We start from the raw sequence: 15,512 nt of genomic DNA, 5'->3' as shown, positions 1-15,512 counted from the left end.
GGAAGCGCGATGGATAACAAACGTCTGGATAATGCCGCGCTGGCGGCGGGGATCAGTCCCGATTATATCAATGCCCACGGCAAGCCGCAGTCAATTGGTGCCGAAACCAAGCGACGTTTGTTGGATGCTATGCACCGTACCGCTGCCGCCGCAAAGGTGGCGGTCACGGCGGTGCCGAATGTGATGGTCTACACCGCAGGCAAAAAAATGTCGCTGACGGTGGAGGGACACGGTGAATTCAACTGGCTGTTGACCACCGAAGAGGGGGCGCAGTTTAAGGGGCACGCCACTGGCGGAAAATCCTTTACTCTGCCAACAAAGCTGCCGCTGGGTTATCACACGTTGACCCTGACGCAGGATGAACAGCGCCACCATTGCCGCATCATCGTGGCGCCAAAACGCTGCTACGAGCCGCAGGCGCTGCTGAATGGGCAGAAACTCTGGGGCGCCTGCGTGCAGCTGTATACGCTGCGTTCAGCGCGTAACTGGGGGATTGGTGACTTTGGCGATCTGAAATCGATGCTGGTGGATGTGGCGAAACGTGGGGGCGCGTTTATCGGCCTCAACCCGATCCACGCGCTCTATCCGGCAAACCCGGAGAGCGCCAGCCCATACAGCCCGTCTTCGCGCCGCTGGCTGAACGTCATTTATATCGACGTGAACGCGGTAGATGATTTTCGCCTGAGTAAAGAGGCGCAGGCCTGGTGGCAGAAACCCGCCACGCAAAAGGCGCTGCAACAGGCGCGCGACGCAGAATGGGTTGATTATACCACCGTTACCGCGCTGAAAATGACGGCGCTGCGCATGGCGTGGAAAGGATTTGCCGCGCGCGACGATGAACAGATGGCGGCGTTCCGGGCGTTCGTGGCTCAGGAAGGCGATAGTCTGTACTGGCAGGCGGCGTTTGATGCGCTGCATGCCCATCAGGTGAAAGAGGACGAACTGCGCTGGGGTTGGCCGGTCTGGCCAAAAGCTTACCAGTCGATCGATTCACCCGCGGTGAAAACATTCTGTCATGAACATCGTGATGAGGTGGATTTCTGGCTCTGGCTGCAGTGGCTGGCATACACCCAGTTTGCCGCCTGCTGGGAGACCAGTCAGGGCTTTACGATGCCAATTGGCCTGTATCGCGATCTGGCGGTGGGCGTGGCGGAAGGTGGGTCGGAAACCTGGTGCGATCGCGAGCTGTATTGCCTGAAAGCCTCTGTTGGCGCGCCGCCGGATATCCTCGGCCCGCTTGGACAGAACTGGGGCCTGCCGCCGATGGATCCGCATATTATTACGGCGCGCGCCTACGAGCCGTTTATCGAACTCCTGCGGGCGAATATGCAAAACTGCGGCGCGCTGCGTATTGATCATGTCATGTCGATGCTGCGTTTGTGGTGGATCCCCTACGGTGAAACCGCCGACCACGGCGCCTATGTTCACTATCCGGTCGATGACCTGTTGTCGATTCTGGCGCTGGAAAGTCAGCGTCATCATTGCATGGTGATTGGTGAAGACCTGGGGACCGTTCCGGTGGAGATTGTCGGCAAGCTGCGAACCAGCGGCGTGTACTCTTACAAAGTGCTCTATTTCGAGAACGACCATGAGAAAAACTGCCGTGCGCCGAAAGCGTATCCGGAACAATCAATGGCTGTCGCGACGACGCATGATCTTCCTACGCTCAAAGGCTATTGGGACAGCGGCGACCTGACGCTCGGCAAAGCGCTGGGACTGTATCCTGATGAAGTGGTACTGCGCGGACTGTATCAGGATCGTGAACGGGCGAAACAGGGGCTATTAGATGCGCTGCACAAGTACGGTTGCCTGCCAAAACGTGCCGGGCATAAGGCCTCGCTGATGGCGATGACGCCGACGCTTAATCGCGCGATGCAGCGTTATATCGCCGACAGCAACAGTGCGTTATTAGGATTACAGCCGGAAGACTGGCTGGATATGGCGGAACCGGTCAACATTCCGGGGACCAGTTCACAGTATAAAAACTGGCGTCGTAAGCTCTCCACGACCCTTGAAGCGATGTTTGCCGATGAAAGGGTGAACAAGCTGATTAAGGATCTGGATAAGCGGCGAAAAGCGGCAGCGAAGAAGACGTGAAAATAAAGAACCCGCCAGCTGGCGGGTTCTTTTTTAGCGTTAAACCACTGTTCCCAGTAGCAGACAGCCAATCAGGCCGCAGACAGAGATAATGGTTTCCAGCATTGACCAGGACTTGATGGTCTCGCCGATGGTCAGGTTAAAGTACTCTTTGAACAGCCAGAAGCCCGGATCGTTCACGTGAGAGAAGATGACGCTACCGGAACCGACGGCGATAACCATCAGCTCAGGGCTGACGCCGGTGGTCGCGATCAGCGGAGCGACAATCCCACCCGCCGTAATAGCGGCAACGGTAGCAGAACCCAGCGCGATACGCAGAACGGCGGCGATCGACCATGCCATCAGCAGCGGAGAGATATTGGTTTCGTGCATCATGGACGCAATGTATTTGTCCACGCCGCTGTCGACCAACACCTGCTTGAACGCACCGCCACCGCCGATGATCAACAGCATCATCGCGATAATTTTGATGGAAGAGGTCAGCGTATCGTTAATCTGATCCATTGAACGGCCACGGTTCAGACCGAAGGTGAACAGGGCGATCAGTACTGCAATCAGGGTTGCCATCACCGGATCACCAAAGAACTCGGCAACAGGCAGGAAGGCATGGCCTTTGGGCAGGATCATCTCTGCAATGGCGCGCATCGCCATCAGCACCACCGGAACCAGTGAGGTCCAGACGCTGACGCCAAAGCTCGGCATCTCTTCTTCCGTGAAGGTTTTTGCGCTGTACAGACCTTCCGGGATCGGCTTATCAATGCCTTTCAGGCAGCGAGCGAAGACCGGACCCGCCAGAATGACGGTCGGGATTGCCAGAATCGTACCGAACAGCAGGGTTTTACCCATGTCGGCATGGAAAATGGTGGCGATAGCGGTCGGGCCCGGGTGCGGCGGCAGGAAGCCGTGCGTTACGGAGAGCGCCGCAGCCATTGGAACACCGACATACAGCAGCGGGATGTTAGCCGCGGCGGCAATGGTGAACACTAGCGGCAGCATCAGCACAAAGCCCACTTCATAGAACAGAGCAAAACCGACGGTGAAACCGGTTAATACCACGGCCCACTGAATGTGTTTCTTACCAAATTTCGCAATCAGCGTGGTGGCGATACGTTGCGCACCCCCGCAGTCTGCCAGCATTTTGCCGAGCATGGCGCCAAAGCCCATGATCAGGGCAAGACTTCCCAGGGTGCCGCCGACGCCAGCTTTGATGGAACCAATGACTTTATCCAGCGGCATTCCTTGCATCAATCCAACCGCAAGCGCCACCAGGACGAGGGCGATGAAGCCGTTCATTTTGAAGCGGATCATCAGGAGTAATAACAAAATTACACCGATAGCAACGATGACTAATGGCATGATTTACCTGGCCTTTCAATTTGTTATGGGTAACGTCAACGTTTTGACGACAAACTACGTTTGTCCCAACCGGGAACAGAGACGTAACGGCACCTCGACGGATTACCCTTAAAACTATCTAGTTTAGTCGGATGTGATGTGTGTGTTTGGTGCCCATATGAATGATACGGGTAACATGGGGTGATTGAGAATCACCCCGGCAGGCAAAATTTAAATTATGCGAGGCAGGTCAAATTATCGAAGAGGATGTTGCAGAAGACGCAAAGAGGGGGCAGTGTGCCCGATAAGCGCTAGCGCCATCGGGCATTACGCGAGCAGAGAACTTAGTAGTAGGAGTGTTCGCCGCGCTGGTGTTCGGTCAGGTCGCGAACGCCTTTCAGTTCCGGAAACTCGTTCAGCAGCTGCTTCTCGATCCCTTCTTTCAGAGTCACGTCGACCATGGAACAGCCGTTACAGCCGCCGCCAAACTGCAGAATGGCGTAGCCTTCGTCGGTGATCTCCATCAGAGAGACACGACCACCGTGACCGGCAAGCTGCGGGTTGATTTGCGACTGGAGCATATACTCCACACGCTCCATCAGCGGCGCATCGTCAGCCACTTTACGCATTTTCGCGTTCGGCGCTTTCAGCGTCAGTTGGGAACCCAGTTGATCGGTCACGAAATCGATCTCAGCGTCTTCCAGATAGGGCGCGCTCAGCTCATCAACATAAGCGGTCAGCAGGTCAAATTTCAGGGCGGTGTCGGTTGCTTCCACGGCGTCCGGCGGACAATAAGAAACGCCACACTCAGCGTTAGGCGTACCGGGATTAATCACAAATACACGGATTTGTGTCCCTTCTTCCTGATTTGCCAGCAGTTTGGCAAAGTGCGCTTGTGCAGCATCGGAAATACGAATCATAGTAATGGCCTAATAGTTGACTATTTTAGTTGGTTATAATACGCCCATCATCGAGGCTCTACAAGGTTCGACACAGGCACCATACCTGGACAGTCGCCGCGCCGTTGCGTAAAAGCAACTGCGCGATCTCCGCGACGGTACTCCCGGTCGTGATGACATCATCCACAACAACCATATGGAGTCCCTTTACCGGCAATTCAAGGCGAAAGGCATTTTTCAGGTTATGCTTGCGCAATCTGGCGCTGAGATGGTGCTGAGTGGCGGTAGGGCGAATGCGCGTAACGCTTCGACTGTCCCAGGGGCAGCGCAGCCAACGGGACAGCGACTGGCATAACAGATCGCTCTGATTAAACCCTCTTCGCCAGTGACGTCGCTGCCAGAGAGGTACGCTAATCAGCCTGTCCGGCAGGGTCAGTCCGGTCTGACGATGTGCCTGCAACACCTCCAGCAGCAAAACGCGCGACAGCGCGGGGGCGATGTCGCTGCGCCGGGAAAACTTAAGTTGATGAATAAGCGTGCTGAGCGGCGGGGCATAATCGCTGACGGCAATCAGCCGCTGCCAGGGCGGCGGTTTTTGCAGGCAGCGACCGCAGGCCATTGTGGGATGCGCGGAGGGGAGTCCGCATCGTGGACAGAGCGATACGTGCCGACGCGCAGCGCGTTCGCAGACAGAACAGATCCCCCAACGACTCAGCGCCAGCGGCATTCGGCATAGCCAGCATAATCCCGGTACTGTTAGCATAGGTTCATCCTTGTTGGCGAAAAGAGAACAGTAACTGATGAATGACATCTGGTGGCAGACCCGTGGAGAGGGAAATTGTCATCTTGTGCTGCTGCACGGATGGGGACTTAACGCCGAAGTGTGGCATTGCATTAGCGAGGAACTGAGCTCGCATTTCACGCTGCATCTGGTCGATTTACCGGGCTTTGGCCGCAGCCAGGGTTTTGGGGCTATGGCACTTGAGGAAATGGCGGAGTGCGTGTTGCAACAGGCGCCAGAGAACGCTATCTGGCTCGGCTGGAGTCTTGGCGGACTGGTAGCAAGTCAGGTGGCATTAACCCATCCCGAACGCGTTCAGGCGCTGGTAACCGTGGCGTCATCACCCTGTTTCAGCGCACGTGACGCATGGCCGGGGATTAAGCCAGATGTTCTGGCGGGATTCCAGCAGCAGCTCAGCGAAGACTTCCAGCGGACGGTGGAGCGCTTTCTGGCATTGCAAACGATGGGGACGGAAACGGCACGCCAGGATGCCCGCGCGCTGAAGAAAACCGTGCTGGCGCTGCCGATGCCGCCGGTAGATGTGCTTAACGGCGGGCTGGAGATCCTCAGGACGGTTGATCTGCGCGAGTCACTGACATCGTTAACGGTGCCGTTCCTGCGCTTGTACGGCTATCTGGATGGGTTGGTTCCCCGCAAGGTGGTGCCACTGCTTGATGCACTATGGCCAGAGAGCGAATCGCTGATCTTTGCCGGGGCGGCGCATGCCCCGTTTATTTCGCATCCTGATGCGTTTTGTCAGGCGCTGGTGGCGCTGAAGCAGAGGCTGTAACGCGAAAAGAAGCGCCCGGGAAGGGGAAAGAACCTTCCGGGCCTGAGATTAATGGTTTCGCGTGATGAGGTCATCGGCGGTAAGCCCGGTGATTCTGAGGATGGTCTGGCGGTCAATGCCGTCAGCCAGCATGCTGGCCGCGATGCGCAGTGCTTCCTCACGTTTACCCTGCTGCAAACCCTTTTCCATCCCCCTCTTCCATCCCCCTTTCCAGTCCTTCCTGTAATCCACTGACATGGCCCTCCTGAAGACCACGGTGATGCCCTTCCTGACGTAATCTTTCGGCGATAGTCATCAATCTCTCCTTGTGCTTGGGTAATCGGTCGGCCATGCCATGAATAAAATCGCGAAAGCGATCGGTGTCGCCCGCCTGCAACAGATAATTAAACAGAGCTTTTAGTTGGTTGTCATTAGCGTGTCCTGTAATAAGCAGGGTCGCCAGTTTTTCCACTAACCCCAGTAGATCCCGCTTGCGGATATGCTTTTGCACCAGTTCGAGGAGTGCCATGCGACGATGCTGCATAATCTCGTCATCGGAAACGACGGTAATATCCACCAGTGGCAATGCTGCGCCATACAGTCGTCGTGCGGCTTCCGGGTCGTCAAATTCGTCCAGCCAGCAGAGCGAGAAAGGGTAGGGGCTGACCGTACCGTGATAAAACAGCATGGGTATCACCAGGGGGAGTGTCCGGTGGCCGGCATCCAGATGTCGTTGCATTGCTGCAATCGCGTAGCGCATGAGACGGAACGCCATATGCGGATCGGCGGTGCTCTGATGTTCAATGACGACGTAGATATACCCCTCTCCTTCGCGGGTTTTCAGTGACCACAGCACATCGCAATAGTACGCACGCAACTCCTCCTCAATAAAACTCGTCGGTTCCAGTTTCAGTGTTTGCAGGTCGCAAAGCGCACGTAAGGAGGCAGGAAGGTGGAGTTGAAGAAAATCCTGCGCGGTTGCCGGGTGGCTCAAAAATGTTTTGAAAATTGCATCATGCGGTGTCGCGCTGGAGGCTGTATTCATGGCGATCCCTCACCGGAATAAAAGATGGCGTGACTCTAGCGGGCAGGAGGCGGGAAAGCATCTCCCTATTGTTAACGGTGCGAAGAGGGCGGGAGGAAATCGTGGCCTTGCAGAAAGTGATTGAGTGTTGTGGGACCGGGCACGCAAAATACCGGATGGCGGCGTTTATCCCACCATCCGGTATCAACCTAGCGTAACGCCCACCATTCACGCAGGCAAGCTTTGCCTTCCGGGCAACTTTTGCAGCTTCCGGAGAGACAGCCGTCAGGCTCTTCCTGAATTCGCATGGCTTTACCCATCATTTCCAGTTGATTGAGCATGGCGTCGATCATCGGCTGCGGCGTATGCAATGTATGGCTAATTTGCGCGGCCTCCATGCGCCCCCGCAGGGCCAGTAAATCGCGAACCTGAATCAGCGAAGCCATCGTGACACCTTAGTGGCAATCGCCGGTGGTTGTACTGGCGCAGCAGTCGCTGGCGTTTTTCCGCGTGGCCAGCAGATTGACATCCACCCGGCTACGCGCCCGACGCAGCAGTCCCAGCACCACAACGTTAAACAGGATCACGGCCAGGATGCAGACCAGACTGTAGCGTGGATGCTCACTGTAGCTGGCAACCTGGTAGAACAGGGTTGACAACGAGTAGGCAATGTTCAGGCCCCACATAATGGAGAAGCCCATCCAGCCGCGGCTCGATTCACGGGCAATTGCCCCCATTACCGAGATGCACGGAACGTACAGCAGGACGAAAATCAGGTAACTGTAAGCTGCCGCCGCGCTGCCAAATTTCGCATCCATGACACCCATTGCGCCGGTCGCCATTTCTCCGTCGCCTTTGCTGGCTTCAATAGGGTTCGCCAGTACGCTCAGGCTGAAGGTGTCTTTCAGGCTCTGCCAGGTTTCATCCAGCGCGCTCAGCAGCTCATCGCCAAGATGAAATTCAGCCGGATTAAATTCCTCATCCTGAATGTTTTCTGCGGTATAGAGCGTGTTGAGCGTACCAACCACTACTTCTTTCGCCATCGCGCCCGTGAACAGCCCGACCGTTGCCTGCCAGTTGTCTTCGTGAACGCCAATCGGTTTGAAGATGGGGGTGATGACGCGACTGACGGAGGCCAGCGCCGAATCGTTGATGTTATCGACAATCTTGCCGCTGAGCGAAAAGCTGTTAAACGCGCTCAGGAAGATGCTGACAATGACGATCACTTTACCGGCGCGCAGCACAAATCCTTTCAGCCGCTGCCAGGTCTGGATGATCAGGCTCTTGATATGCGGGACGTGATAAACCGGAAGCTCCATAACAAACGGAGAGGCTTCGCCACGCATGATCGTGTGTTTGAGCATCAGACCGGTCAGTACTGCCATCACAATGCCCAGCACATACAGGGAGAACACCGCCAGCGCGCCGTTCTGCCCGAAGAAAGCCGCAGCAAACACGGCGAAAATCGCCAGTCGCGCCCCACAGGACATGAACGGTGCCATCATGATGGTCATCAGACGCTCGCGTGGCGCATCCAGGGTACGGGCTCCCATCACCGACGGCACGTTGCAGCCAAAGCCGACAATCAGAGGAACGAATGATTTGCCCGGCAGTCCCAGCGCCTGCATCAGACGGTCCATCACAAACGCTGCGCGCGCCATGTAACCGGAGTCTTCGAGGAACGAGAGGAACAGGTACATCATGCCGATCTGCGGAACCAGCGGCAGAACGGTGTTAATCCCGCCGCCAAGCCCTTGTGCGAGGAAGATGGTTAGCCAGTCCGGGAAGTGAAGGGTATAACCGATCCACTGGATACCGTGAATAAAGATCGCCACAGAGCCAGCATCAAAAATCGGGGCCAGCGCGCCGCCAATGTTAATGGCGAGCAGGAACATCAGGTACATCACAAACAGGAAGATCGGCAGACCGAGAAAACGGTTGAGGATGATTTTATCCACCGCTGTTGTAAAGCGGCTGGGCTCTGCCGTCAGGGTGTTGCTCACCACGTCGCAGATCGCCGCAATGCACTGGTAACGCGCATCGGCGATATGCAGTGCCGGATCGTCCATCTCGTCGCTCAGATGCGCCAGTGAAATCTCCAGCTGCGCAGCGGCGTCACCAGCGTATGCCCGGCTGTAGATATCCCCTTCCAGCATTTGCAGGCCGAGCCAGCGGCGTTGTTGTACCGGCATCTCTTTTGCCATTGCGTTTGCCAGTTTATCGGCCTCACGCAGCAGCGGCTGGGCGTAATGCACCAGTTCGACGTTTTCATTCTTGCTGTGGCGGTCAATCGCCAGCTTCAGCGCTTCGATACCGCGTCCACGAGTAGAAACCAGCGGGACGACCGGGCAGCCAAGGCGGGTTGAAAGGGCGTCGATATCAATACGGATTTTCTGTTTTTCCGCAATGTCGAGCATGTTGAGTGCGACAATGCACGGAATGCCCAGCTCAAGCAGTTGCAGCGTCAGATAGAGGTTACGCTCAAGATTTGAGGCATCTACCACGTTAATTAACAGGTCGGCGTCGCCGCTCAGAATATAGTGGCAGGCAATCTGCTCATCCAGAGAGGTTTGCGAAGAGATGGTAGTGAGCGAATACGTGCCGGGCAGATCGACCAGCGTGACCTGATGATCCGTGGTCGTGAATTGCCCCTCTTTACGTTCTACGGTGACCCCGGCCCAGTTGCCTACGCGCTGGCGCGCACCGGTCAGTTGGTTAAATAGGGTCGTCTTGCCGGAATTTGGATTACCAATTAAACCAATGGTTAATTTTTTCATCGTTATTGACTCACTGTATTAACAGGAAACCGCTTCCACTTCTAATAATGCCAGGTCTTTTTTACGCAATACCAGGCTAACGCGACGCGTTTCAATATGAACAGGATCGCCTAAGGGGGCGACGCGCACCACGTTAAATGAGGAACCCGGGAGCATGCCGAGGGAAAGCAGTTTCTGACGGTATGCAGGACTTATTTCACGGGCAAAACCGGTAATTTTCCACGCAGTATCTGGAGTAAATTGCATAAGAGCCTACTTATTTCTCGCTAACTGGATGTTTACCTCATGGGGCAAAGGGGCGCGGCATGAGACCAGATGATTAGCCAACGAAGGAAAGACTAAATATTCTACAATACAATGATAATGAGAATGGTTTTTATCTTCAACCGATTAAATGTGACGGAATGTTGGTTTGAATAATAATCTGCGTCATTTTTGATATGGCTCAAAAATAATAACCAGCAGGTGAAATGATTTGAATTTTTAATAAATTAACGTTGTTAATGTTTAATTAAGGTTTCATCTGTTAATGGCGTGATAAATATAACGTGATGGAGAAGGTGAATGCGTTAACGGGCCGGATAGGGCGATTCCGCCGCCATCCGGCACATGATCCAAACTTAACGTTTTTTACCCATTGCTGCCGCCAGCGCATCCATCATCGCGCTGTTGCCGGCGGGTTGCGCTTCACGAGTACGTGGTTTTGCCGCTTTCGCTGCCGGACGGTCATTGCCGCCGCCGCGACGGGCATTGGTTTCACCCGGCTGTTCGTCCAGGCGCATTGTCAGGGCAATACGCTTACGCTGCAGGTCAACCTCCAGCACTTTCACCTTCACGATATCGCCTGCTTTCACCACCGTGTGTGGATCGTCGACAAACTTGTTCGACAGCGATGAGATGTGGACCAGTCCATCCTGGTGAACGCCGATATCCACAAACGCGCCAAAGTTGGTGACGTTGGTGACGGCACCCTCGAGAATCATCCCCGGCTGTAGATCGTTCATGGTTTCGACGCCATCGGCAAACTGCGCGGTTTTGAACTCCGGACGCGGATCGCGACCCGGTTTCTCCAGCTCTTTGATGATATCGCTGACGGTCGGGACACCAAACTTGTCGTCGGTGAAATCGACGGCTTTCAGATTGCGCAGTTCGCTGCTGTTGCCCATCAGGTCTTTCAGCGCCTGTTGGGTTACCGCCAGAATACGTTCCACGACCGGATAGGCTTCCGGGTGAACGGTGGAAGCATCCAGCGGGTTATCACCGTGGTTAATACGCAGGAAGCCTGCGCACTGTTCGAAGGCTTTCGGCCCCAGACGGCTGACTTTCAGCAGTTGCTGACGATTCTGGAACTGCCCGTTCTCATCGCGCCAGGCCACGATATTCTGCGCCATCATGCGGGTCAGACCGGCTACACGGGTTAACAGCGGAACCGATGCCGTGTTCAAATCAACGCCGACGGCGTTCACACAGTCTTCCACCACCGCATCCAGCTTACGGGCTAACTGTGTCTGGCTGACGTCATGCTGATACTGTCCGACGCCGATCGATTTCGGATCGATTTTCACCAGCTCAGCGAGCGGATCCTGCAGACGGCGCGCAATGGAGACCGCGCCGCGCAGCGAAACGTCGAGATCCGGGAACTCCTGGGCCGCCAGTTCTGACGCGGAATAGACTGACGCTCCGGCTTCGCTGACAATCACTTTTTGCGCCGTCACTTTCGGGAACTGTTTCTGTACGTCGAGGAAGAAGCGTTCGGTTTCACGCGAGGCGGTGCCGTTACCAATCGCCACCAGTTCCACATTGTACTTTTCACACAGCGCAGCCACCACTACGGCAGCTTTCGCCGCCTGACCGGTGTGAGGATAGATGGTATCGGTGGCGACCAGCTTACCGGTGCCATCCACCACGGCGACTTTTACCCCGGTACGCAGACCCGGATCGAGACCCATGGTGGCGCGCAGACCCGCCGGTGCCGCCATCAGCAGGTCGTGCAGGTTGCGGGCGAATACGTTGATTGCTTCGTCTTCCGCGCGCTCGCGGACGGTCCCCATCAGTTCGGTTTCGAGGTGCATCAGCACCTTGATACGCCACGTCCAACTCACCACGCCTTTGCGCCAGCTGTCTGCCGGTGCGTTGTTCAGACGCAGGCCGAGGTGATCCATAATGATTTGCTCGCAGTGACTCTCTTTCGGCGGCTCATCGAACTGCGGATCGGCATTCAGCGAAAGCTGCAACACGCCTTCATTACGGCCACGGAACATCGCCAGCGCACGGTGAGAAGGCACGGAGGCGATCGGCTCGTGATGATCGAAATAGTCGCGGAATTTTGCGCCTTCCTCTTCTTTGCCGCTGACTACGCTGGCAACCAGATGGGCATTTTTCCACAGATAATCACGTACCTTCGCCAGCAGCGCAGCGTCTTCGGCAAAGCGTTCCATCAGGATATAGCGTGCGCCATCAAGTGCGGCTTTGCTGTCGGCAACCCCTTTCTCTGCATCGATATATTTCGCCGCTTCGGTGTCCGGATCGTGTGACGGGTCGTTCCACAACAGGTCGGCCAGCGGTTCCAGACCGGCTTCAATCGCTATCTGTCCACGGGTGCGGCGTTTGGGTTTATACGGGAGGTAAAGGTCTTCGAGTTCGGTCTTACTTAACGTGCCATTGATGGCATTAGCCAGATCATCGGTCAGTTTGCCTTGCTCGGAAATGGACTTGAGAATGGCCTGACGGCGCTCTTCCAGTTCACGCAAATAGCCCAGTCGGGTCTCCAGATTACGCAACTGCGTATCATCCAGGCCGCCGGTGATTTCCTTACGGTAACGTGCGATAAACGGCACGGTGTTCCCTTCGTCAAGCAGGCGAACGGCAGCGGTGACCTGGTCGGCCCGGGCCTGAATTTCACCCGCAATAATGCGGCAGAAAGAATCATTCATCATGGATTGGCTTCATCTACTGAGTAAAAAATCAGGGAACAGTTATACGGATTGATGGGCAAAAACGCCAGCCATAGCGCGGGGCTTCGGATTGTTCCTGCTCATTTTACGTATTCGATCGCATTCACGTACCAGCTTGCTTCCCCGCCAGGCGTGTTGACCACCGCGAGATCGCCGACCTCTTTTTTCAGCAGCGCGCGCGCCATCGGCGAGTCGATGGAGATGTAATCTTTGCGGCCGAAAATTTCATCGTAACCGACAATCCGAAAGCGACGGGTGTCGCCATCGTCATTTTCGATCTCGACCCAGGCGCCGAAAAACACTTTGCCTTCCTGTTGCGGGGAGTAATCGACGATCTTCAAATTCTCCATGCATTTGGTCAGGTAGCGGACGCGTCGGTCGATCTCACGTAGCCGCTTTTTATTATACTGGTAGTCGGCATTCTCGCTGCGGTCACCCAGACTCGCCGCCCAGGTCACCTTCTTGGTGACTTCCGGGCGTTCTTCACGCCAGAGGTAATTGAGCTCGCTTTTGAGTTTTTCGTACCCTTCCCGGGTGATCAGAGGCGTTTTCATCTTGTTGATTACCTTTAAGTCTGTGACGAAGCGCACAATTCGTATTACGTCACCCTGATAACAGAATAAATAATGTGCTGCGCGTTTCATTGTATACTTAAGCTGCTGTTAAATATGCTTTGTAACAATTTAGCCTGGAATTCATACCAGAATTCGCTGGTGACGAACGTAAGCTTTTTTAAGAATACATACCTTCAATTGTTGCGAACCTTTGGGAGTACAAACAATGCAAGAGAACTATAAAATTCTGGTGGTCGATGACGACATGCGCCTGCGCGCGCTGCTGGAGCGTTATCTGACCGAGCAGGGCTTCCAGGTTCGAAGCGTCGCTAACGCCGAGCAAATGGATCGTCTGCTAACCCGCGAATCTTTCCACCTTATGGTACTGGATCTGATGCTGCCGGGTGAAGATGGACTGTCTATTTGCCGCCGTCTGCGCAGCCAGAGTAACCCGATGCCGATCATCATGGTCACGGCGAAAGGGGAAGAAGTTGACCGCATTGTCGGGCTGGAAATCGGCGCCGATGACTATATCCCGAAACCGTTTAACCCACGCGAACTGCTGGCGCGTATTCGCGCGGTGCTGCGTCGTCAGGCGAACGAACTGCCGGGCGCGCCTTCTCAGGAAGAAGCGGTCATTGCCTTTGGTAAGTTCAAGCTGAACCTGGGAACCCGCGAAATGTTCCGCGAAGACGAGCCGATGCCGCTCACCAGTGGTGAATTTGCGGTACTGAAAGCGCTGGTGAGCCACCCGCGTGAGCCGCTGTCCCGTGACAAACTGATGAACCTGGCGCGTGGCCGTGAGTATTCTGCAATGGAACGTTCCATCGACGTACAGATTTCCCGTCTGCGTCGTATGGTCGAAGAGGATCCCGCTCATCCGCGTTATATCCAGACCGTGTGGGGCCTGGGCTACGTCTTCGTACCGGACGGTTCTAAAGCATGAGGCGAATGCGCTTCTCGCCACGAAGTTCATTTGCCCGCACGTTGTTGCTCATCGTCACCCTGCTGTTTGTCAGCCTGGTGACGACCTATCTGGTGGTGCTGAACTTTGCGATTCTGCCGAGTCTCCAGCAGTTTAATAAGGTCCTGGCCTACGAAGTGCGTATGCTGATGACCGATAAACTGCAACTGGAGGACGGCACGCAACTGGTGGTGCCTCCCGCTTTTCGCCGGGAAATTTACCGTGAGCTGGGGATTTCTCTCTACTCCAATGAAGCCGCCGAAGAGGCGGGACTGCGCTGGGCGCAACACTATGAATTTTTAAGCCATCAGATGGCGCAGCAGCTGGGCGGGCCGACGGAAGTGCGCGTTGAGGTCAACAAAAGTTCACCGGTTGTCTGGCTGAAAACCTGGCTGTCGCCCAATATCTGGGTGCGCGTGCCGTTAACGGAAATTCATCAGGGCGATTTCTCCCCGCTGTTTCGCTATACGCTGGCCATCATGTTGCTGGCGATAGGGGGGGCGTGGCTGTTTATTCGTATACAAAACCGACCCCTTGTGGATCTCGAACATGCCGCGCTGCAGGTAGGGAAAGGCATTATTCCACCGCCGCTGCGCGAGTATGGTGCGTCCGAGGTGCGCTCGGTGACCCGTGCGTTCAACCATATGGCGGCGGGGGTGAAGCAGTTAGCGGATGACCGAACGCTGTTGATGGCGGGGGTCAGTCACGATCTCCGAACGCCGCTGACGCGTATTCGCCTGGCGACAGAGATGATGAGCGAGCAGGATGGTTATCTGGCGGAGTCCATCAACAAAGATATCGAAGAGTGCAACGCGATCATTGAGCAGTTCATCGACTATCTGCGTACCGGTCAGGAGATGCCGATGGAGATGGCCGATCTTAACGCCGTGCTGGGCGAAGTGGTGGCGGCAGAAAGTGGCTATGAGCGTGAAATTGAGACCGCGCTACAGCCGGGCAGCATTCAGGTGAAAATGCACCCGCTGTCTATCAAACGAGCGGTGGCTAATATGGTGGTTAACGCCGCACGTTACGGCAACGGATGGATCAAAGTCAGCAGCGGGACGGAACCTCATCGCGCCTGGTTCCAGGTGGAAGATGACGGTCCCGGCATTAAGCCCGAACAGCGTAAACACTTGTTCCAGCCCTTTGTGCGTGGCGACAGTGCGCGTAGCACCAGCGGTACCGGGTTAGGGCTGGCGATCGTGCAGCGAATCATCGATAACCATAACGGTATGCTGGAAATTGGTACCAGTGAGCGGGGCGGACTTTCTATCCGCGCCTGGCTACCGGTTCCAGTGGTCCGCGTCCAGGGAACAACCAAAGAGACGTAAAAAAGGGAGGCGAAATGCCTCCCTTGT

At 55.5% G+C, this 15,512-nt stretch carries 12 protein-coding genes and 1 pseudogene; 4 read left to right on the top strand and 9 right to left on the bottom strand.

Translation table 11 applies throughout. The annotated features are described in order from the left end of the window. The first annotated feature begins 9 nt into the window (after positions 1 to 9). Positions 10 to 2,097, top strand: coding sequence for a 4-alpha-glucanotransferase (gene malQ, locus WM46_RS17915; RefSeq protein ID WP_102602940.1), 2,088 nt, complete (start codon positions 10 to 12; stop codon positions 2,095 to 2,097). Positions 2,098 to 2,136: 39 nt separating this feature from the next. Here malQ and gntT read toward each other — a convergent pair whose 3' ends face one another. The 3 genes from gntT to gntX form a co-directional block, all read right to left on the bottom strand. Then, positions 2,137 to 3,453, bottom strand: a complete 1,317-nt coding sequence (gene gntT / locus WM46_RS17910; RefSeq protein WP_042998433.1) for a gluconate transporter — start codon at positions 3,451 to 3,453, stop codon at positions 2,137 to 2,139. A 323-nt stretch (positions 3,454 to 3,776) separates the two neighbouring features. Then, entirely contained in the window at positions 3,777 to 4,352 is a 576-nt protein-coding gene (gene nfuA / locus WM46_RS17905) for a Fe-S biogenesis protein NfuA (protein ID WP_042998432.1), read from the bottom strand. A gap of 58 nt (positions 4,353 to 4,410) precedes the next feature. Then, on the bottom strand, positions 4,411 to 5,094 hold the full coding sequence (gene gntX, locus WM46_RS17900) for a DNA utilization protein GntX (protein WP_102602939.1): 684 nt from the start codon (positions 5,092 to 5,094) through the stop codon (positions 4,411 to 4,413). A 37-nt stretch (positions 5,095 to 5,131) separates the two neighbouring features. On the opposite strand from gntX, the gene bioH reads away from it, so the two are divergent. Further along, positions 5,132 to 5,902 (top strand): pimeloyl-ACP methyl ester esterase BioH, encoded by a 771-nt coding sequence (gene bioH / locus WM46_RS17895; protein ID WP_102602938.1) that lies wholly within the window; start codon positions 5,132 to 5,134, stop codon positions 5,900 to 5,902. Between the two features lie 48 nt (positions 5,903 to 5,950). On the opposite strand, the pseudogene WM46_RS17890 reads toward bioH, so the two are convergent. From WM46_RS17890 to greB, 6 genes and pseudogenes are all read right to left on the bottom strand, one after another. Continuing rightward, positions 5,951 to 6,926 (bottom strand): annotated as a pseudogene (locus tag WM46_RS17890) (Rpn family recombination-promoting nuclease/putative transposase). Between the two features lie 188 nt (positions 6,927 to 7,114). Further along, positions 7,115 to 7,351 carry a [Fe-S]-dependent transcriptional repressor FeoC gene (feoC, locus tag WM46_RS17885; protein WP_061076074.1) on the bottom strand — a complete coding sequence of 79 codons (237 nt, stop codon included), beginning with the start codon at positions 7,349 to 7,351 and terminating at the stop codon, positions 7,115 to 7,117. Between the two features lie 9 nt (positions 7,352 to 7,360). After that, on the bottom strand, positions 7,361 to 9,682 hold the full coding sequence (feoB, locus tag WM46_RS17880) for a Fe(2+) transporter permease subunit FeoB (RefSeq protein ID WP_102602937.1): 2,322 nt from the start codon (positions 9,680 to 9,682) through the stop codon (positions 7,361 to 7,363). 18 nt (positions 9,683 to 9,700) lie between these two features. After that, positions 9,701 to 9,928, bottom strand: a complete 228-nt coding sequence (feoA, locus tag WM46_RS17875) for a ferrous iron transporter A (RefSeq protein ID WP_012908346.1) — start codon at positions 9,926 to 9,928, stop codon at positions 9,701 to 9,703. A 374-nt stretch (positions 9,929 to 10,302) separates the two neighbouring features. Beyond that, positions 10,303 to 12,618 (bottom strand): Tex family protein, encoded by a 2,316-nt coding sequence (locus WM46_RS17865; protein WP_102602936.1) that lies wholly within the window; start codon positions 12,616 to 12,618, stop codon positions 10,303 to 10,305. 98 nt (positions 12,619 to 12,716) lie between these two features. After that, positions 12,717 to 13,190: a transcription elongation factor GreB gene (gene greB, locus WM46_RS17860; RefSeq protein WP_042998425.1), complete on the bottom strand. Its 474-nt coding sequence runs from the start codon at positions 13,188 to 13,190 to the stop codon at positions 12,717 to 12,719. Between the two features lie 226 nt (positions 13,191 to 13,416). Between greB and ompR the strand changes: the two genes are divergently transcribed. Beyond that, positions 13,417 to 14,136: a two-component system response regulator OmpR gene (gene ompR / locus WM46_RS17855; protein ID WP_001157751.1), complete on the top strand. Its 720-nt coding sequence runs from the start codon at positions 13,417 to 13,419 to the stop codon at positions 14,134 to 14,136. Beyond that, on the top strand, positions 14,133 to 15,485 hold the full coding sequence (gene envZ / locus WM46_RS17850; protein ID WP_102602935.1) for a two-component system sensor histidine kinase EnvZ: 1,353 nt from the start codon (positions 14,133 to 14,135) through the stop codon (positions 15,483 to 15,485). The genes ompR and envZ overlap by 4 nt, the downstream gene beginning before the upstream one ends. Positions 15,486 to 15,512 lie beyond the last annotated feature (27 nt).

This window comes from Citrobacter freundii complex sp. CFNIH2 (assembly GCF_002880615.1).
In the GTDB taxonomy this organism is placed as follows: domain Bacteria; phylum Pseudomonadota; class Gammaproteobacteria; order Enterobacterales; family Enterobacteriaceae; genus Citrobacter_A; species Citrobacter_A amalonaticus_F.
This window is presented reverse-complemented; position numbering and strand designations above follow the sequence as displayed.